Genomic DNA, 19,220 nt, shown 5'->3' on the forward strand with positions numbered 1-19,220 from the left:
CCTCAGCCAGCCTTGGCACTGGCACCGGCCAGGCGCCGCAGACCGAGAACCATCCCCCCTGCCCCCACCAGCATCGTCAGCAGAAACAGCGGGTAAGACACCCACCACGGGATGCCCGCCGTCATCATGCTGAACTCCGACATGCCGCCGATGCTGGCGATCAGGTTCAGCGGCAGGAATACCACGTTGATCAGCGTCAGTTTGCGCAACAGCTTGTTCATGTTGTTGTTCATCAGGTTGCCCCGGGCGTCGATCAGCCCGGAAAACACCGTGGAGTAGATTTCCGCCTGTTTGTAGCACTGGTTGTTTTCAATGATCAGGTCGTCGATCAGGCCCAGGGCTTCGCTGCCGAAATGCTCTTTTTCGGCATGATTGCGCAGGCGGCTCAAGACCGCGCCGTTGCTGTGCAGGGCATTGAGGTAATAGATCAGGCTCTCGCTGAGGTTGAACATCTGCACCAGGTGGCGATTTTCCATCGAGGCGTTGAATTGCTGCTGCAACTCCCGGGCGACCAGCTTGATCACCTTGAGGTGCCCCAGGTAGTGGTGAATGTTGTTGAGCAGCAAGTCGAGTAACACATCCAGCGGCGTATTCAGGGCCTGACGCGCGCCGAGGCCGTGCAGTTGGCTGTCATCGGTGGCGATCACCAACAGGCGCTGGGGCGAGAACAGCAAACCGCAGGACGCCACTTCAAATGACAGGCTGCCGCCGCCGGAATAATTCTCCGGGCGCTTCCAGATCAGGAACAGGTTGTCCGGGTGAAACTCGATGCGCGACACCTCGTCCGGGTCCAGGGCCGACGCCAGGGCGTGCTCGTCGAGCTTGAAATCGCTGCGCAGCAGATCGCGCTCGGCGGCGTCCGGGGCACTGAACAACAAGACCTCGGCGTCCTGCTGCGGTGCCGGTTGCAAAGCGCCATGACGCAGGTGATAGCTCTGGATCATGGGCAGTTCACCAGGCTTGCCCGCGACGCTTGAGTTCCAGGCGACGGACAAATTCTTCGAGGATCAGGGCATACAAATCGTCTTGCAGGTAGGCATCTTCAATGCCGGCGTCCAGGTTGGGGTTGTCATTGACCTCAATGACCACCACCTGCTCGCCGGACTGCTTGAGGTCTACGCCGTACAGGCCGTCGCCAATCAGGTTGGCGGTTTTCACCGCCAGCTCCACCACTGCCCGCGGCGCCTCGTGGACCGCCAGCGTGCGGCATTCACCGTTGATGTCCTGGCCTTGGGCCTTGTGGTTGTAGATCTGCCAATGGCCTTTGGACATAAAGTACTGGCAGGCAAAGATCGGCTTGCGATTGAGCACACCGATGCGCCAGTCGTACTCGGTGTAGAAAAACTCCTGGGCAAGCAACAGCACCGAATGTTCGAACAACTCGGCAGTGGCCTGCAGTAACGCCTCCTGGCTTTCCACCTTGATCACCCCGCGGGAGAAACAGCCATCGGGGATTTTCAGCACCAAGGGGAAACCCAGGCGCTCCCCCACTCGCTCAAAATCCTCCGGTCGTTCCTTGTAGAGGATCTCGGTGGCGGGCATGCCCAGTTGATGGCTGTTGAGCAGGTCCGTCAGGTAGACCTTGTTGGTGCAACGCAGGATCGAAGTGGAGTCGTCCATCACCACCAGGCCCTCGCTCTCGGCCTTCTTGGCAAAGCGGTAGGTGTGGTTGTCGACGCTGGTGGTTTCGCGGATCAGCAAGGCGTCGTATTCGGCCAGGCGCGAGTAGTCTTTTTTCTCGATCAGTTCGACATCGATGCCCAGGCGCTGCCCCACACGGATAAACCCCTCCAGCGCCCCGGGGTTGGACGGCGGAAACTTTTCCTGGGGGTCATGAAGAATCGCCAGGTCATAGCGGGCCAAGCGCCGGGAACGCGGCTGGCGCCAGATCTTGCGACTGAAACTGTCCAGGGAGTGGGCAAATTGATCTTCCTGATCTTCACGCAACTTATGCAAGGCCCCGGACTTGACCCCGTCGATGTGCCAACCGTTAGTGCGTTTGAAGTCAACTAACAAGATCGGACAGGGAAACAGTTCGAACAACTGGCGAGCCAGATCCTGCAGGGGTTCAATATGGGTCTTGCCAAAATACAGGGTCAGGGTAAAGCCTTCAGTGTCGCTGTAAAGGTGATGGCTCAACGCACTTTCCAGGGTTTTATCAAGGTCATCCAGTACCAGCCCGTAGAGGGCTTTGCGGGTCAGTTCGCTGATGGTCCGCACCGAAGGAATCACCTTGTGCCCACGGGCTTCGGCCAGCAGCGAGCAGTAATACCCGTGGCCCAGGTACTTGTAGCTGCGGCACAGGTTAATCACCTGGACCCGTTTACCAGCAACGTTTTCCGGGGGATTCTCCAGGTATTCCTGAGCACTGAGCATGCTGTCGCTGGGAAAGTAAGACGCCCAATCTTCCTTGCGCTCGACAATAATCAACCATTGATTGGAGGCACTTCCCGGCGTGGAAAAATAGTCGCGGGTGGTGATTGTTTCCGAGACAATTTGCTCTGATACTTCGCGCCAATGACCTTGTACCGCTGACATAGTGTTTGATCCGTTGAAGAACTAGACCTCTTCTATTAAGCACTGTGTTTTTTAAAAGTCCCGTTTCATTACGCAACTTTTACGGCGGTTATATGGACCTTGTCTTTCGCACAGCGACACCTGATGACTTGCCGGCCCTGGTGGCCCTGGAACAGCAATGTTTCACCACCGACCGGCTGACGCCTCGCAGCTTTCAATGGATGATCAGCCGCGCCCATGGGCGCCTGATCCTGGTGCAGCGCCAGCAACAGGTACTGGGCTACGCCCTGGTGCTGTTCCACCGAGGCACCAGCCTGGCACGCCTGTATTCGATCGCCATCGCTGTTGAAGCGCGCGGCCTGGGGCTGGGCCAGCGCTTGCTGGAACAGATCGAGCACTGCGCCCTAGAGCATGATTGTGCGTACCTGCGCCTGGAAGTGCGCAGCGACAATCCTGCGGCCATCCACCTCTACGAACGCAACGGCTACCGGCGTTTTGCGCGGATCCACGACTACTACGAAGACCACGCCGAGGCGCTACGCCTGGAGAAGCGCATTCTCCAGCACCGGGAACAACGCAGTGTCCATGTGCCCTATTACCCGCAGACCACGGCATTCACGTGTGGCCCGGCCTGCCTGCTGATGGCCATGGGCGCCCTGCACCCCGGACGGCGGCTGGAGCGACGCGAAGAGCTGCAGATCTGGCGCGAAGCGACCACCGTGTTCATGACCTCGGGCCACGGTGGCTGTAGCCCCCAGGGCCTGGCACTGGCAGCGTGGCGCAGAGGCTACAAGGTGCGGTTACAGGTCAACAGCAGCGGGCCGCTTTTGCTCAACGGCGTGCGTGACGAGCATAAAAAAGACGTCATGCGTTTGGTCCATGAAGAGTTCTGTCGCGAGTTGGATGCCTCGGATGTGCAGCAAGTACTCGGCGGACCGCTGCACCTGCAGCGCTTGTTGAATGACGGGGGGCGGCCCCTGGTGCTGATCAGCAGTTACCGCCTGACCCGCTCCAAGGCGCCCCATTGGGTGATGGTCACCGATTGCGACGAGGACTTCGTCTACTTGCACGACCCGGATGTGGATCACAGCCAGCACCGTCAGCCCATGGATTGCCAGCACTTGCCGGTCAGCCACGGAGCCTTCGACAAAATGTGCAGTTTTGGCAGCAGCAAGTTGCGGGCGGCGGTGATCCTGTATCCAGCGACCGATAGCCATTGACCGCACGCAGTTGGCCGGTCGGGCCCCGCACCTATTCGTCCGGGGCGGACCGGTGATGAGTCGCGCGCGGGTTATTCCAGCCCCACCTTGTACAGCGAGCCCTTGTCCTCGTCGGTCAGCACGTACAGGTAACCGTCGGGGCCTTGGCGCACATCGCGGATGCGTTCCTTGAGTTCACCCATCAGGCGCTCTTCGTGCACCACCTTGTCGCCGTCGAACTGCAGGCGGATCAGTTCCTTGGTGGCCAGGGCACCGATAAACACGTTGTGCTGCCAGGCCTTGAAACGGTCGCCGTCATAGAAAGCCATGCCGCTGATCCCGGGTGACTTTTCCCACACATGGTGCGGTTGCACGGTGCCCGGGGCGGTTTGGCCCACCGCTTCGGGAATCGGCGCCCCGGAGTAGTTGATGCCGTGGGTTGCCAGGGGCCAGCCGTAGTTCTTGCCGCGCTCGACGATATTGATCTCGTCACCGCCCTTGGGCCCGTGTTCGTTCTCCCAGAGGGTGCCGCTCCAGGGGTTCAGCGCCGCGCCCTGGGGGCTGCGATGGCCGTAGGACCAGATTTCCGGGCGCACGCCGGACTGGCCGACAAAGGGGTTGTCGTCGGGTACACGGCCGTCCGGGTACAGGCGCACGATCTTGCCTTGCAGCTTGTCCAGGTCCTGGGCGGTGGCGCGGTCGTTATTTTCCCCCAGGGTGATGAACAGGTAACCGTCACGGTCGAAGACCAGGCGCGAGCCGAAGTGATTGCCGGTGGACAGCTTGGGTTCCTGACGGAAAATCACCTTGAAATCCTTGAGCCCGCTCAAGTCATCCGTCAGGCGTCCGCGCCCGACCACGGTGCCGGCCGTGCCGCCTTCGCCACCGCCCTCGGCGTAGGACAGGTAGACCATGCGGTCCTGCTTGAAGTCGGGCGACAGCACCACATCCAGCAAGCCGCCCTGCCCCTTGGCCCAGACCTTCGGCACCCCGCTCAAGGGCGCCGAGAGCTTGCCGTCGGCACTGACCAGGCGCAGGTTGCCTGGGCGCTCGGTGACCAGCATGCCCCGGCTATCCGGCAGGAAGGCCAGGGCCCAGGGGTGATCCAGGCCTTGGGTAATCGGGGTCACACTCAGACGCCCCTGCTCGCTCTGCAACGACTGTGGGGCGGCATACAGCGGGCTGCTCAGTAAAGCGCTGGCACACAGGGTGGCCAGGAGGGTTTTACGCAACATGCATCAATCCTTCTGTCGGTTAAAAGGTGACTCAGCGGGTGTTGGAATCCCGGGGCGGAGTGACTGGGCGTGGGTCGATCGCTTTGGGCGGCGTGGTGTTGCGCGGGTAGCCATTGCCGATGCCGCCGTTTTCCAGGGTCGGCGCCGCGGCGTGGGCGCCGTCGTAGGGCCACGCACTGGCGGCGTGCTGGGCTGGGTGCCCTGCATGCTGTTGGGGTTGGCCCGGCGCGTCGGGCTGTTATAGGGGTTGTTGTTGCTGTTGGGCAGGTTTTGCGCCAGCAGCATGGGTGAGCCCGGCGCGCTGGCGTCGAGGTCGACAGGTGCGGCCTGGGCGCCGATGGCAACGGCCCCCAGTAGCGCGAACATGGCAAAGCCGCGAGCCAGACTGTTCATGACGATCCTCTATGGGTGGCAACGGGATATCGAATTCGAGTTCACGCTACGCCCAGGGTTCGGCTTTGTTAATTAAATTATCAGTCGGAACATGTAACACGAGTTATCGGCAAGGCGCGTAGGACGGCCTGGAGCGGGAGGTGGGCAGCGAGGAAAGGCCGGTTTTGGCGGCGCAGCGGCGACGACGGGCACGGGTGCCGTCATCGCCGTCGGGAGGTTAAATCGGTGGTGTCAGATAAAGATGAACAGCAACAGCAAAGCCGCAAAGATCGCCCACTTTTCCAAGTAGTAGCGTGCACGATTGCGCTTCTTCAGTTCCTTGCCGCGCAAACGGATCTTGTACAGCTTGTTGAATGCGCGGTTCAGGCCACCGGTCTTGTCGCCCGCGTCGTTCGGCGAACCGGCCGCCGCCATCACGTGGCGACTGAACCAACGGTTGAATGCCGTGGCCCAGCGGTACTTCATCGGCCGCTCGACGTCGCAGAACAGAATGATGCGGTTCTGCTCGGTGGTGTTTTCCGCGTAGTGGATGTAAGTCTCGTCGAACATCACCGCCTCGCCGTCGCGCCAGAAGTAACGCTCACCGTCCACCTCGATGTAACAGCCTTCGCTGTTGGGCGTATCCAACCCCAGGTGATAACGATAGGAGCCCGCGTACGGGTCGCGGTGGCGTACCAGCTTGGAGCCTGGCGGCAACTCGGCAAACATCGCCGCCTTGATCGAACCGATGCCCTGCACCAGTTCGGTGGTACGCGGGCAGAGCTTCATCGCCGAAGGATGGCTGTCGCCGTACCACTTCAGGTAAAAGCGCTTCCAGCCGCTCTTGAAAAAGGAGTTGAAGCCCACGTCGTTGTATTGCTCGGAGCGCTTGATGGCGCCGGCACGCATCAGGTTCTGCCCTTCCGCGCGAATTTCCTGCCAGTGCTCCTGCAGCGTGCTCAGCTCGGCAAACTGGGCCGGGTCCAGGTAGGGACGATTGGGTTGTTTGGAAAACAGGTAGAGGAAGCAGTTGATCGGCGCCAGGAAGGTCGAGTGGTCACTCAGTTGACGACCCAACTTGTGGCGTACACGCCCACGCAGATGCACGTAAGCAATGGACAGCAGGTAAACAGCGGCAATGATGAGTTTCACGGAAATCGTCACAGGTCAGTAAAAAACAGGCTGCGCCGTCGAAGACCCGAGGGCCCGGCGGCAAATGGCAGCGTTTCAAATTCGTCACAGCGGAACCTGGATGGCGCGTCCCTGGGCGGCCCGCTTTTCGGCATCTGGCCGTTGGATGGCATTTTAGCCACAGTTTGTAACCAAAAGTTAACTCAAAATTGTGAATTCCTGTGCTCTTCGTATGCCAATCAGCGGCGCCCCTGCACGAGACGCCAAGGCTCTGGCCCAGCCGTTGCGGGAAGTCACCCTCCTCGCCCCTCGGGCTTTTCGGGCTGCTATGCTGCGCGCGATCGAGGCCCGCACCCGAGCCAAGCATCGAGCACCTGCCAAGGACAGCAAAACCCATGAGTCAAACAACCGCGCCGGTAATGGTCCTGCTGCCCGGAATGGACGGCACCGGTGAGCTTTTCCAACCGCTGATTGCCGCCCTGGACGGGCGCTTGGAACTGATCGTGCTGCGCTACCCGACAGACCGGCCGCTGGGCTATGAGGCGCTGGAGTCCCTGGTGCATCAGGCGCTGCCCGCCGAGCGGCCGTTTGTGCTGCTGGGCGAGTCGTTCTCCGGGCCGATTGCGGTGGCCATCGCCGCCGCCAACCCTGCGCAGCTCAAGGGCCTGGTGCTGTGCTGCAGCTTTGTACGCAATCCACGGCCCCGCTTGGGGCGCCTGAGCTTTCTGCTCAACCTGCTGCCTTTGGCCCGACCGCCACTGGGCCCGATCAGCAAAGCCTTGCTGGGCGCTTTTGCCACACCGGCCCTGCGCCAATCCCTGGCCCAGGCGGTGCGCCAAGTCGCACCGCGGGTCATGCAGGCCCGGCTCAAGGCGGTGGTCACCGTGGACGTCAGCCAGCCCCTGCGCACCAGCCGCATGCCCCTGCTGTACCTGCAAGCCCGCCAGGACGTGCTGGTGCCAGCCAGTGCCGGCGAGCAGGTGGCAAGGCTTAGACCGGATGCACAAATCGTCACCCTCGACGGCCCACACTGCCTGCTGCAGGCGGCCCCGAACGAGGCGGCGCACCAGTTGCTGCGTTTTGTGCAATCGCTCACGTGAAGCGCCCACTGACGCACAGGCACACACCGTTTAAAGAGAACCCAAGATGAAGGCTAAAAAAACCGCTGTCGGTGACATTGTGCTGATTCCCCTCGCCGAGGGTTTCAGGCCGGCCAAGGTCTTGTATGTATCCCAGCGGTACAAAGACACCATCCTGTTGGGGATTTATAAGACAGCCGTCAACGGCCAGCAGATGCCCGATGAATTACCCGATGGGTTTGCCCTGCTGCTCTACACCTCCAAAGCCTCGATCCAGAAACAGCGCTGGCCCGCCGTCGGCCACGAACCCCTGCGGACCGCGCAAACCCAGCTCGACCGCAGAATCGTCGCCACGCAGCTGTGGCAAGGTGATGAGCATTTGGGCCCCGCCTCCGCGCAGGATCGACTCGACCTACCAGAAATGCAGGTCATGGGCGCCGGGCTGGTGGAGAAAAAGGCCGCGGCCCTGAGCTGAACCCTAAAGACATCCCCCTTGATTAACCGACTCCAGGCTTCGCCCCCTCCATGACAATTGACTGGAACACCCTATTTGCCCACTGCGAACGTCAGGCCCCGGCGACTCGCGATGACATCGAACGCTTGATCGAGGATTTGTCACGGCCCGTACAGCCCAGCGAATGCCGCTCGATCATCGACTCGCAAAGCAAACCCTGGCCAACCCAGCACAAGCTTCACGCAAGCTGGTCACCCATCGACCCCACAGCCTGGCCCATGCCTGGTGTAACACTGCCACCCCGCTGGCTGGAGTTCCTGGCGTGGTCCAACGGCGGCCTGGTGACGAACGGTGAAATGGAGTTCTGCTTTTTTGGCGCAGCTGATATCCGGGAGTTCCTGCTGGCCTACCAGATTCCCGAATACATGCCCCTGGCCATCCCGCTGGGGCTGGATGGCGCCGGTAACTTCGCCCTGCTCGACGTTCGCCAGCCGTTGCAAGGCGGTGAGTACCCGATTGTCGGTGCCGCCGCTGGCAACCTCGGCTTTGAGGACGCCCGCTGCCTGGCCCCAGGCTTTGAAGCATTTTGTCGGCGTACCGAATCAATCGAGACCACGCTGTTTGATACCTGAGATCATGCCGACGACAACGGCCTGATCGCCCAGCCTCCAACCAATACGCTGCGAAAGTGAGATTCAATGACCAAGAAACAGCCAGCGGATACCAAGACGGCAACGGCTGCTGATATCGAGCAATCCATCCTGGCCTTGAACAAGATGGCTGAACGTCTTTGGGGAGAGGGCCGTGAAGCAGAAGCGCAAGCCCTGCTCAGCGCCCTGGACGCGCTCAATCGAGCCCTGGACCGGATAAGAATTGGCGAGAGCCGCCGAACTAAAACGCTGCATTGAACTTGTGCGCACCGCCATGCAACAAACCTTTGAGCGATACACACCCACATCCAACTGACACCGCGAGGATCTCTTTTCAGTGACGCCTATCATCTGCGCCAATGAGTTCGACATCTGCGTCTCAATGCCTGACTTCGTCGAATGGGTAGAAGACCAACACACACCCAATGCTGATCTGGAAGCGGCGCTGAACGCCATGGGAATCGCGCTCGATATTACCGAGCTGTACAACACCTACTTCGACGACACGCCCGTCGGCGAGGGTGATGTACACCTCTACGCCTCGGCAGAAAATGAAAGTTTCCTGGTGATCAATCTGTACAGAGACCACGACGATCAACTGGATATTGTGACCGCCTCGTTGAAAGTTGAGCCCAGCGTGCTGCCTCTAGCGCTACCGCACCTGAGGCGTTTTTTTGATGCTGCCGAATGCCAGGTCGCATTTCGGCAATCCAGTCACTCACAGCAGTTGCGCTCACTGATCGATGACAGCAGATACCCGACCCTGATGGAAGAAAGCGGATATCGCCAGCGACTGATTGCCCACCTTTAACGCACTTCGACTCTAACGGCGCAGACCCGAAACAGTCAGGAACCAGGACTCAGCCACTGACATGTCGTCGTCGAAGCAACCCTCAACCCTTCGAGCGTTGCGAAAAACCGATCACCATAAAGACCAGCCCTGGGATCCAGAAGCCAGGGCTTGCAATGCAAATGCCTACAACAAACAGAGGCATGCCTACTACAAACAGGGGCTGTTTGAATGTGTTTTCCATGACACGAACACTCCTTTTAAAAATGACGCCTATTTAATCATGAAGACCAACACGGCAGCGGCCAAGAACGAGGTCAGGGCCGAAAAACGCAGAGCCGTGGGGCCGCGAAGATCTGCACATCCCCTCCTACCCCGATGATCGATCGCATCAAACAGACGTCAGCCATGCATGAACATTGAGGTCCGCCCCTGCAAAAGCTGGGTATCCATCACCGCCCGCCATACAACTGTCGTCACACCTATGCGACAATGCGCGCCAGTTCTGGCATGAACCCCCGCATTCATCTCCCAGCAGCTCGGCCATAGCGTGCAGATGCTGCTCTCGAATTATGCGCGATGGATCAGCTCAAGCTCAGGTTGGAGCGAAATCGAAACGCTTCAAATGGGCCAAAAACGGATCCCAGCCGAAATACGCGCACTCTAAGCTATTGATAGGTAACGTAATTGATCTCCACAGCTAACATCACCATGCAGTTCGGCGCCAAGCCGCTCTTCGAGAACGTCTCGGTCAAGTTCGGCGCAGGCAACCGTTATGGTTTGATCGGTGCCAACGGTTGCGGCAAGTCGACCTTCATGAAAATCCTCGGTGGCGACCTCGACCCGTCCGGCGGCCAGGTCATGCTGGAGCCGAATGTGCGTCTGGGTAAGCTGCGCCAGGACCAGTTCGCCTACGAAGAATTCACTGTGCTCGACACCGTGATCATGGGCCACGAGGAGCTGTGGAAGGTCAAGGCTGAGCGCGACCGTATCTACTCGCTGCCAGAAATGACCGAAGAAGACGGCATGGCCGTGGCCGAGCTGGAAACCGAGTTCGCCGAGATGGACGGCTACACCGCCGAATCCCGCGCCGGTGAGCTGCTGCTGGGTCTGGGCATTCCCCTGGAACAGCATTTCGGCCCGATGAGCGAAGTGTCGCCAGGCTGGAAACTGCGTGTATTGCTGGCCCAGGCACTGTTTTCCGATCCTGAAGTGCTGTTGCTCGACGAACCGACCAACCACTTGGACATCAACACCATCCGCTGGCTGGAAAACATTCTGACCCAGCGCTCCAGCCTGATGATCATCATCTCCCACGACCGTCACTTCCTGAACAGCGTGTGCACCCACATGGCTGACCTGGACTACGGCGAGCTGCGCCTGTTCCCGGGCAACTACGACGAGTACATGACCGTGGCGACCCAGTCCCGCGAGCAACTGCTGTCGGACAACGCCAAGAAGAAAGCGCAGATCTCGGAACTGCAATCCTTCGTCAGCCGCTTCTCGGCCAACGCCTCGAAAGCCAAGCAGGCCACGTCCCGCGCCAAGGCGATCGACAAGATCCAACTGGCCGAGGTCAAGCCTTCGAGCCGTGTGAGCCCGTTCATCCGTTTCGAACAGAACAAGAAGCTGCACCGCCAGGCCGTCATCGTCGAGCGCATGGCCAAAGGCTTCGACGGCAAGCCGCTGTTCAAGGACTTCAGCTTCCAGGTTGAAGCGGGCGAGCGCGTAGCGATCATCGGCCCGAACGGCATCGGCAAGACCACCCTGCTGCGCACCCTGGTCAACGAACTGACCCCGGATGCCGGTAGCGTCAAGTGGACCGACGCCGCTGAGCTGGGCTACTACGCTCAGGATCACGCCCACGACTTCGAAGACGACGTCACGCTGTTCGACTGGATGGGTCAGTGGACCCAGGGCGAGCAAATGATCCGCGGCACGTTGGGCCGGATGCTGTTCTCCAACGACGAGATTCTCAAGTCGGTCAAGGTGATCTCCGGTGGTGAGCAAGGCCGCATGCTGTTCGGCAAGCTGATCCTGCAAAAGCCCAACGTGCTGATCATGGACGAACCGACCAACCACTTGGACATGGAATCCATCGAAGCGCTGAACCTGGCCCTGGAGAACTACCCGGGCACGCTGATCTTCGTCAGCCACGACCGTGAGTTCGTATCCTCCCTGGCCACGCGCATCATCGAGCTGAGCCCGACCGGCGTGATCGACTTCAGCGGCACCTATGACGACTACCTGCGCAGTCAAGGCGTGGTGTTTTAAGGGCGTTGCGAGCGGTTAGCGGCAAGCGGTAAGTAAAAGCCCTGTCCTGGTGACGGGGCTTTTTTATGCCGTACGGGTAGCCAGGTGCGGGGGTTGCCAAGGAATGAAACAAGGCCGCAGATAAATAGTTAGCCTGCTTTCTTTTGTTTTCCGGGCGCGCCATGATGCGGGACCGCCCGCCCGCGAACGAGCCCCCATGTCTGCGCAAGAACAGCCCGTGCCCAACTCCATGACGATCACCCTGCAGATCGTCTCTATCGTCTTCTATACCTTTATTGCCTTTATCTGCATCGGCCTGCCGATCGCCGTGCTGCCCGGCTATGTGCATGAGCAACTGGGCTTCAGCGCGGTGGTGGCCGGGCTGGTCATCGGCTCCCAATACCTGGCGACCCTGCTCAGCCGGCCCATGGCCGGGCGCATGTCGGATAACGTCGGCACCAAGCGCGCCATCATCTATGGGCTACTGGGCATCTTCCTCAGCGGCCTGCTCACCCTGCTCTCCACCCTGCTCGACAGCCTGCCGCTGTTGAGCCTCACGGTGCTGATTGGCGGCCGCCTGTTGCTGGGCGTGGCCCAGGGCCTGATCGGGGTGGGCACCATCAGTTGGTGCATGGGTCAGGTGGGTGCCGAGCACACGGCTCGGTCGATTTCCTGGAACGGCATCGCCTCCTACGGCGCCATTGCCATCGGCGCACCGCTGGGTGTGGTGATGGTCGATACGCTGGGGTTTGCCAGCCTGGGCCTGGCCTTGTCGCTGCTGGCGGCCCTGGCGTTGTTGTTGATCCGCAACAAGCCCTCGGTGCCGGTGGTGCGCGGCGAGCGCCTGCCGTTCTGGGCAGTGTTCGGGCGTATCGCGCCCTTCGGCGTGAGCCTGAGCCTGGCCTCCATCGGCTACGGCACCCTGACCACCTTTATTACCCTGTTCTACCTGGACCGCGGCTGGGTCGGTGCGGCGTACTGCCTGACGATGTTCGGCGTGTGTTTTATCTGCGCTCGCCTGCTGTTTATCTCCAGCATCAGCCGCTTTGGTGGTTTTCGCGCGGCCATCGCCTGCATGATCATCGAAACTCTGGGGCTGGCCCTGCTGTGGCTGGCGCCCTCCACCGCTTTCGCCCTGATCGGTGCCGGGCTGACCGGTGTCGGCCTGTCCCTGGTGTACCCGGCCCTGGGCGTGGAGGCGATCAAACAGGTGCCCAGCAGCAGTCGCGGTGCCGGCTTGAGTGCCTATGCGGTGTTCTTCGACCTGGCCCTGGCGATTGCCGGGCCCTTGATGGGCGCCGTGGCGCTGAACCTGGGTTATGCGTGGATTTTCTTCTGCGCGGCCTTGCTGTCGATCACCGGCCTGGGCCTGACCCTGCTGCTCAAGCAGCGGGCCGGCGCCTGAGTCACTGGTCGGCGGTCTGCATGCCGGCGCGGCTCGGCTTGCCCAGGGTGCTGGCGAAGAACTTGCCGGCTTCGGAAATCAGGGTGCGATGGATGTCGGCGCGGTCCACGCCGTCGGCATCGGTGCACAGTGCGGGCATCGCCGTCAGTTGTTCAGGGCTGCACGGCGCCAGGAACACGAAGTGCCCGGCCCCCGCCAACAGCTTGAAGTTCGGCGCCACCGGCAACTTGCGCGCCAGGGCGGCGGCATTTTTATCCACCGCCACCAACTGATCGCCGTCACCGCTGTACAGCAGCACGGGCACATGCACATCGGCCAGGGTCTGGCGGCCGAACTTGAGGCTCAGGGGCGCCATCAGCATCAGTGCATGCACCCGGGGATCGGGCACCGGCTGCAGGTCGTCACGGTCCACCACCAGTTCACCCTGGGTGTTGCAGGCGTCGTGGTCATCGGGCCGCTCCTGGCAATAACGCCTCAGGCGATCCAGGTCCGGGGTGGCCCCCGAGAGAATCAGCGCGGTCTCGCCACCAGCGGAATAGCCGATCACCCCCACCTGTTCGGCATTGACAAAGGGCGAGAGCATCGGGTCGCTCAAGGTCGCGGTAATGGCTTCGGAAATCTGGATCGGCCGCCCGTAGAGGTTGCTCAAGGTGCCGAGGCGGCTGTGGTCTTTGTAGTTGTCGCCGGGGTGAATCACCGCCACCACGACAAACCCCTGGCGGGCCAGGGACGTGGCCAGGTCGTGCAGGGCCAGGGGCGTGCCGGTGTTGCCGTGGGACAGCATCAGCATGGGGAAACGACCGATGGCGACCTTCGCATCCTTGGACGCGGCAATCTGGTAACCCTCGAGTTTGCTGCTGTGTTCGATGCCCGTTGAAGGATAAAAGGCGATGGCGTGCATCGGCTGCAAATCCAGGGGATCGAGAAAGCTCAGTTCATGAAAGCCGACACTCCAGTGAGGGTGTGGCCCAGGCGCGGCGTGCACTGAAATCAGGCTGCTGAGCAGGCAAATCAGTAACAGTGCACAGAGACGTTTCATGACACGCCCACCTTTGCGGCTGGATCGGCAAAGCCCTTGATACCTGCCATCCCTTGCCACCAAGGCCTTGAAGCACCTCTGGCCACGCATTGCAGGGCGCACAGAATCAGAGCAGTGCTCGTGTCTCTGCATAACCCGGGCCAGAACATTGAAAGACAACAACAAAAAACTCCGTATTCCACTCACATTTAACGGTGAACAGAATACAGAGTTTAGAAGCGCTGACGGTGCTTGCGCGGCGTCTTTACATAAGTATTACGCGGCGCTGAACAACTGCTCGCTGATCTGTACCTGAGCATCGTTCATGGCTTTGTTGCGCACTTCTTCGCCGTAGGCCAGGCCCTGGGCACGGACGAACTCGATGTCGGTGATGCCAAGGAAGCCGAACAGCAGCTTCAGGTAATCTTCGTGGGCCACGCCGCTGGCCTGGCCAGCGTGCAGGCCGCCGGCGGTGGAGACCACCACCACTTTCTTGTTGCCGCACAGGCCTTCGGGGCCGGCTTCGGTGTAGCGGAAGGTCTGGCCGGCCACGGCGATGCGGTCGATCCAGGCCTTGAGCTGAGTCGGGATGGTGAAGTTGTACATCGGCGCGGCGATCACCACGGCGTCGGCAGCGAGGAACTCGGCCAGGGTCGATGCACTGAGGTCGGCTTCGTGCTGTTGCGCGGCGTTGCGCAGGTCGGCGGCGGTGCCGGCGGCCACCAGGGTCGCGGCGGAGAAATGGCTGATGGCGTCGCTGGCCAGGTCGCGGTAAGTCACCACGGCTTCTGGCTCGGCGGCTTTCCAGGCTTCAACCACGCTGTGGCTCAACTGACGGGAAGCCGAGTTGTCGCCGAGGATGCTGGAATCGATGTGCAAAAGCTTCATGGGGGGATCTCCAAGTGAGGACCGCCACCAGGCGATCAAGTGGGTGCAATCCTACCGATGAAATCAATAGCTGATTAGTCGGCATAAATGCGATAGTTCGTCCCACCAGTAGAACAATCGAGTCAGCTCATGCAGGACCTCAACGATCTTTATTACTTTGCCAAGGTGGTGGAAGCCGGCGGTTTTGCGGCGGCCGGGCGCTTGCTGGGCATTCCCAAGTCGCGCCTGTCGCGGCGTATTGCCGAGCTGGAGGAACGCCTCAATACCCGCTTGCTGCAACGCACCACCCGGCAGTTGAAGCTGACGGCGGTGGGCGAACGCTACCTGCGCCACTGCCAAGCCATGCTGCTGGAGGCGGAAATGGCCGACGAAGCCGTGGCCAGCATGTCCAGCGAACCTCGGGGCCGCTTACGGGTCTCGTGCCCGGTGGGGCTGGCCCACCAAATGCTGCCGGAAGTGATCAGCCGCTTCCTGGAAAAGTACCCCCAGGTGCAACTGGACCTGCAACTGCTCAACCGTCGGGTGGACGTGATTACCGAGGGCATTGACGTGGCGTTGCGGGTTCGCGAGCTAGGGGACGAGGACCCGTTGCTGGTCACCCGCCGCCTGCGCCAAGCGCAAACGGTGATCGTCGCCAGCCCGGGATTCCTTGCCGAGCGCCATATCCAGCACCCCGAAGACTTGCGCCAAGTGCCGGTATTGGGGGCCCTGGAGGCTGATCGCCTGGTTCATTTACGCATGCTCGACGGCGACGGCAACGCCATTGAAATGAGCCTGGAAGCGCGCCTGGGCATCGACGATTTTATCGTGCGTCGCGCCTGTGCCCTCGCGGGCCTGGGCTTTACCGTGCTGCCGATGATGTATTGCGAGGAAGAGCTGGCGAACGGCCAACTGCTCCAACTGTTGCCCGAGTGGTCACTGCCCGGTGGCTGGCTGCAAGCGGTCTACCCTCACCGGCGCGGCGTGTTGCCGGCAGTGCGGGCCTGGATCGAACACCTGACCGAATCTTTCAATCGTTGTGGAGACCGACTGCTGTGAACCCCAAGACCTTGAGCGAAGATGATGTGGCGCAATTCTGCCTGGCCCTGCCCGGGGCCCGGGAAGACTACAAATGGGGCGGTGTGCGGGTGTTCTCCATCGCCGGCAACAAGATGTTTGCCCTACAGGGGCTGCGGGGCGACTCCCTGGCGTTCAAGGTCGACAAAGAGCTGTTTCTGGGCCACGTCGACCGCCCGGGCATCGGCCCCGCGCCCTACCTGGCCCGGGCCCACTGGGTCATCGTGCAGGTGCCCTACCCGCTGGCCGCCGACGAGCTTCGGGGCTTGCTGCAGCGCTCCCACCAACTGGTGGTGAGCAAGCTGCCGAAACGCACGCAAGTCGGCCTGCTGCTTTAAACCAGCGCCAACAGACTGCCCTGCAGAAACAGCCGGTCGATCCAGAACACCTGGTGCAGAACCACAATCAGCCAGAACAGGGCCTGGTAGGACACCTTGCGGGTCTTGTGGCGAAACCCCTGCTGCGCCAACAGTGCCCCGGGCCAGCCGCCGGCCAGCTCCAGGGCGTGCAGGACCTTTTCCGGAATGCGCTGCCCACCATTGCGGGCCTGGCGCTTGTCGTGCCAGTACAGCAGCAGGGTCAACAGGCTGACTGCGCCATAGGCCGCCAGGGGAATCAGCGAAATGCCCTGCCAGCCCATGGACAGTGCACCGTACAGCGGCACGCTGCACAGCAGCAGCCACAGCACCAGCTTCAAGCGCAGGTGACGCACGCCACCGCCGGTTTGGCCTGTGGCCTCCGGTTTGCCCCGCGTCGCCCTCACGACTGGGCAGCCGCCCAATCCACCCAGCCAAACTGCCAGGTGGCGAGGATCAACAGGCCAAAGGCAATGCGGTACCAGGCGAACGCCGCGTAACTGTGGCTGGCGATGAACTTGAGCAAGCCCTTGACCGCGATCATCGCGAAGATAAAGGCCGTGACGAACCCCAGGGCAAATACCGGCAGGTCATCAGGCTGGAACAGGTGACGGTACTTGTAGCCGGAATACACCGCTGCGCCGACCATGGTCGGCATCGCCAGGAAGAATGAAAACTCGGTGGCGGTCTTGCGCGACAGGCCGAACAACAGGCCGCCGATAATCGTCGAGCCGGAGCGGGACGTGCCGGGGATCATCGCCAGGCACTGGGCAAAACCGACCTTCAGCGCGTCCTTCCAAGTGATGTCATCGACGCTTTCGGCGTGCACCACATGCTCGCGGCGCTCGGCCCAGAGCATGATGATCCCGCCCACCACCAGCGCTGTGGCCACGGTGATCGGGTTGAACAGGTAGGCATGAATCAGGTCGGCAAAAATCACCCCCAGCACCACGGCCGGCAGGAAGGCGATCAACAGGTTGGCAGTGAAGCGCCGGGCGCCAGGCTGGGTCGGCAAGCCCACGACCACATCAAAAATCTTCCGGCGAAACTCCCAGACCACCGCCAGGATCGCCCCCAACTGGATGATGATATTGAAGGCCATCGCCCGTTCACCACCGAAGTCCAGCAGGTCGGCCACAATAATCTGGTGCCCGGTGCTGCTGATGGGCAAAAACTCTGTCAGCCCTTCCACAACGCCAAGTATCAATGCCTGAGCGGCGGTCCAAAGATCCATCAATCCCCCATAAAGCCATGCGCCGGGCATGCCTTATTGACTATTTTTTATTCGCTGCAACGAGCACAACTGAAATTTCAGCGCCCATAAGATCAACACAAACCGATGAAAATTCTGTGAAATTTCAACTTCGACTCAGGTTTTCCCTAACCGGGCCGAAATCCTATCAGACAGTCCCGGATAACGCCCTGCGTTATTGGTGACAGGCCATTGGGCCGCCAGGGATCAGCAGGCTGCACGCCGGCAACGGCGCTTAAAAAGAACAAGAATCGGAGTGACGGGTTATGAACAGCTTGCGCAATGTGTCGATCAGCCGTCGTCTGTGGCTCATCCTGATAGTGGCTGTGCTGATGCTCCTGACCTTGGGCGTGTTGATGCTCAAGCAGATTCATGAGGACCTCTATCACGCCAAGGCGCAGAAAACCCAGCACGTGGTACAGGCCGCCGCCGGGGTGCTGAAGTACTACCACGGCCTGGAAACCGCCGGCACCCTGAGCCGCGAAGCCGCGCAAACCCAGGCCATGAGCGCTATCCGCGGCCTGCGTTACGACAAGGACGACTATTTCTGGATCAACGACCTGACGCCCGTGATGATCATGCACCCGACCAACCCCAAGCTGGACGGGCAGAACCTCTCGGCGATCAAGGACCCCGACGGCGTCCAGATCTTCAACGAGTTCGTGGCCCTGGCCAAAAGCAAGGGCGCCGGCATGGTCGACTATCGCTGGCCCAAGCCGGGCGCCGAAGCACCGGTGCAGAAGACCTCCTACGTGCAACTGTTCCAGCCCTGGGGCTGGATCATCGGGTCAGGGGTTTACATCGACGACCTGCAGGCCGAATTCCGCGGCCAGGTGATCAAGGCCTCGTCTTTCGGCCTGGTGATTGCCGTGGTCATGGCCCTGCTGGTGGTGTTGATTGCCCGCAGCATCGTCGGCCCGCTGCGCGAGACCGTGCACGCCATGGCCAATATCGCCAGCGGCGAAAGCGACCTGACCCGTGCCCTGGATACCCACGGCCAGGACGAAGTCACCGAACTGGCCCGACACTTCAATGCCTTCAGTGCCAAGCTGCGCGGCGTGGTCGGCCAGTTGCAGGCCAGCGCCACGGCCCTCGAACAGTCCTCGGCGGACCTGGGCGACAATGCCAGCCAAGCCCAGGAGCGCAGCCAGCAGCAATCGCAACAGATGGAACTGGTGGCCACTGCCATCAATGAAGTCACCTACGGCGTGCAGGACGTGGCGAAAAACGCCGAACACGCCGCCAGTGAAATGCGCGACGCGCAGAGCCAGGCTGAGCAGGGCCAGGTCAACATCGACGGCAGCCTGCAACAGATCGACCGGCTCTCCGGGACCATCGACCAGGCCGTGGAAGTGATCCGCACCCTGGCCGCCGAAAGCACCCAGATCGGCAGCGTGCTGGAAGTGATCCGTTCGATTGCCGAACAGACCAACCTGCTGGCTCTCAACGCCGCCATCGAAGCCGCCCGGGCCGGTGAGCAGGGGCGCGGTTTTGCCGTGGTCGCCGACGAGGTGCGGACCCTGGCCAAGCGCACTCAAGCAATCCACCGAAGAGATCGAACAGAT

The 19,220-nt window shown here is 61.1% G+C and carries 19 protein-coding genes and 2 pseudogenes; 11 read left to right on the forward strand and 10 right to left on the reverse strand.

All coding sequences use genetic code 11. The annotated features are described in order from the left end of the window. Positions 1–2: 2 nt before the first annotated feature. Together M1B34_RS02430 and M1B34_RS02435 are read right to left on the reverse strand one after the other, a co-directional pair. A complete protein-coding gene (locus M1B34_RS02430; protein ID WP_268264360.1) occupies positions 3–944 on the reverse strand; it encodes a magnesium transporter CorA family protein in 942 nt (313 codons plus the stop codon). Positions 945–951: 7 nt separating this feature from the next. Continuing rightward, a complete protein-coding gene (locus M1B34_RS02435) occupies positions 952–2,376 on the reverse strand; it encodes a RimK family protein (RefSeq protein WP_425273487.1) in 1,425 nt (474 codons plus the stop codon). Positions 2,377–2,630: 254 nt separating this feature from the next. On the opposite strand from M1B34_RS02435, the gene M1B34_RS02440 reads away from it, so the two are divergent. After that, positions 2,631–3,737 (forward strand): GNAT family N-acetyltransferase/peptidase C39 family protein, encoded by a 1,107-nt coding sequence (locus M1B34_RS02440; RefSeq protein ID WP_268264362.1) that lies wholly within the window; start codon positions 2,631–2,633, stop codon positions 3,735–3,737. A 71-nt stretch (positions 3,738–3,808) separates the two neighbouring features. Here the strand turns inward: M1B34_RS02440 and M1B34_RS02445 are convergent, their stop codons facing one another. From M1B34_RS02445 to lpxO, 3 genes and pseudogenes are all read right to left on the reverse strand, one after another. Further along, complete coding sequence (locus M1B34_RS02445) at positions 3,809–4,951, reverse strand: PQQ-dependent sugar dehydrogenase (RefSeq protein WP_268264363.1); 1,143 nt, start codon at positions 4,949–4,951, stop codon at positions 3,809–3,811. Between the two features lie 31 nt (positions 4,952–4,982). Continuing rightward, positions 4,983–5,344: pseudogene (locus M1B34_RS02450) on the reverse strand (hypothetical protein). A gap of 231 nt (positions 5,345–5,575) precedes the next feature. Beyond that, the gene (gene lpxO / locus M1B34_RS02455; RefSeq protein ID WP_268264364.1) at positions 5,576–6,475 is read right to left on the reverse strand and encodes a lipid A hydroxylase LpxO; all 900 of its coding nucleotides are present in this window, start codon (positions 6,473–6,475) and stop codon (positions 5,576–5,578) included. Positions 6,476–6,849: 374 nt separating this feature from the next. Between lpxO and M1B34_RS02460 the strand changes: the two genes are divergently transcribed. The 5 genes from M1B34_RS02460 (at position 6,850) to M1B34_RS02480 (ending at position 9,448) form a co-directional block, all read left to right on the forward strand. Further along, complete coding sequence (locus M1B34_RS02460; protein WP_268264365.1) at positions 6,850–7,554, forward strand: alpha/beta fold hydrolase; 705 nt, start codon at positions 6,850–6,852, stop codon at positions 7,552–7,554. 46 nt (positions 7,555–7,600) lie between these two features. Further along, positions 7,601–8,008, forward strand: coding sequence for a hypothetical protein (locus tag M1B34_RS02465; protein WP_268264366.1), 408 nt, complete (start codon positions 7,601–7,603; stop codon positions 8,006–8,008). Positions 8,009–8,058: 50 nt separating this feature from the next. Then, positions 8,059–8,619, forward strand: coding sequence for an SMI1/KNR4 family protein (locus M1B34_RS02470; RefSeq protein ID WP_268264367.1), 561 nt, complete (start codon positions 8,059–8,061; stop codon positions 8,617–8,619). A gap of 66 nt (positions 8,620–8,685) precedes the next feature. Continuing rightward, positions 8,686–8,895 carry a hypothetical protein gene (locus M1B34_RS02475; protein ID WP_123332890.1) on the forward strand — a complete coding sequence of 70 codons (210 nt, stop codon included), beginning with the start codon at positions 8,686–8,688 and terminating at the stop codon, positions 8,893–8,895. 79 nt (positions 8,896–8,974) lie between these two features. Beyond that, complete coding sequence (locus tag M1B34_RS02480; RefSeq protein ID WP_268264368.1) at positions 8,975–9,448, forward strand: hypothetical protein; 474 nt, start codon at positions 8,975–8,977, stop codon at positions 9,446–9,448. 82 nt (positions 9,449–9,530) lie between these two features. Here M1B34_RS02480 and M1B34_RS02485 read toward each other — a convergent pair whose 3' ends face one another. Then, positions 9,531–9,671, reverse strand: coding sequence for a hypothetical protein (locus tag M1B34_RS02485; RefSeq protein WP_185039234.1), 141 nt, complete (start codon positions 9,669–9,671; stop codon positions 9,531–9,533). A 443-nt stretch (positions 9,672–10,114) separates the two neighbouring features. Between M1B34_RS02485 and M1B34_RS02495 the strand changes: the two genes are divergently transcribed. Both M1B34_RS02495 and M1B34_RS02500 read left to right on the forward strand, forming a co-directional pair. Further along, positions 10,115–11,701, forward strand: coding sequence for an ABC-F family ATPase (locus tag M1B34_RS02495; protein WP_123332886.1), 1,587 nt, complete (start codon positions 10,115–10,117; stop codon positions 11,699–11,701). Between the two features lie 196 nt (positions 11,702–11,897). Beyond that, on the forward strand, positions 11,898–13,085 hold the full coding sequence (locus M1B34_RS02500) for an MFS transporter (RefSeq protein WP_268264369.1): 1,188 nt from the start codon (positions 11,898–11,900) through the stop codon (positions 13,083–13,085). A gap of 1 nt (position 13,086) precedes the next feature. On the opposite strand, the gene M1B34_RS02505 is transcribed toward M1B34_RS02500, so the two are convergent. Beyond that, a complete protein-coding gene (locus M1B34_RS02505; protein ID WP_123332882.1) occupies positions 13,087–14,124 on the reverse strand; it encodes an alpha/beta hydrolase family protein in 1,038 nt (345 codons plus the stop codon). A 255-nt stretch (positions 14,125–14,379) separates the two neighbouring features. Continuing rightward, positions 14,380–14,991 (reverse strand): FMN-dependent NADH-azoreductase, encoded by a 612-nt coding sequence (locus M1B34_RS02510; RefSeq protein ID WP_123332880.1) that lies wholly within the window; start codon positions 14,989–14,991, stop codon positions 14,380–14,382. Between the two features lie 129 nt (positions 14,992–15,120). On the opposite strand from M1B34_RS02510, the gene M1B34_RS02515 reads away from it, so the two are divergent. Further along, positions 15,121–16,029, forward strand: a complete 909-nt coding sequence (locus tag M1B34_RS02515; RefSeq protein ID WP_268261481.1) for a LysR substrate-binding domain-containing protein — start codon at positions 15,121–15,123, stop codon at positions 16,027–16,029. Between the two features lie 11 nt (positions 16,030–16,040). After that, positions 16,041–16,385 carry an MmcQ/YjbR family DNA-binding protein gene (locus M1B34_RS02520; RefSeq protein ID WP_123334433.1) on the forward strand — a complete coding sequence of 115 codons (345 nt, stop codon included), beginning with the start codon at positions 16,041–16,043 and terminating at the stop codon, positions 16,383–16,385. Here the strand turns inward: M1B34_RS02520 and M1B34_RS02525 are convergent. After that, complete coding sequence (locus M1B34_RS02525; protein ID WP_259740386.1) at positions 16,382–16,759, reverse strand: DUF1294 domain-containing protein; 378 nt, start codon at positions 16,757–16,759, stop codon at positions 16,382–16,384. The genes M1B34_RS02520 and M1B34_RS02525 overlap by 4 nt on opposite strands. 47 nt (positions 16,760–16,806) lie before the next feature. Further along, positions 16,807–17,637: an undecaprenyl-diphosphate phosphatase gene (locus M1B34_RS02530; protein WP_268261480.1), complete on the reverse strand. Its 831-nt coding sequence runs from the start codon at positions 17,635–17,637 to the stop codon at positions 16,807–16,809. A 284-nt stretch (positions 17,638–17,921) separates the two neighbouring features. Here M1B34_RS02530 and M1B34_RS02535 point away from each other — a divergent pair. Then, positions 17,922–19,220 (forward strand): annotated as a pseudogene (locus tag M1B34_RS02535) (methyl-accepting chemotaxis protein); the annotation flags it as partial.

Origin of the sequence: Pseudomonas morbosilactucae (assembly GCF_023241715.1) — a bacterium.
Taxonomy (GTDB): Bacteria; Pseudomonadota; Gammaproteobacteria; order Pseudomonadales; family Pseudomonadaceae; genus Aquipseudomonas; species Aquipseudomonas morbosilactucae.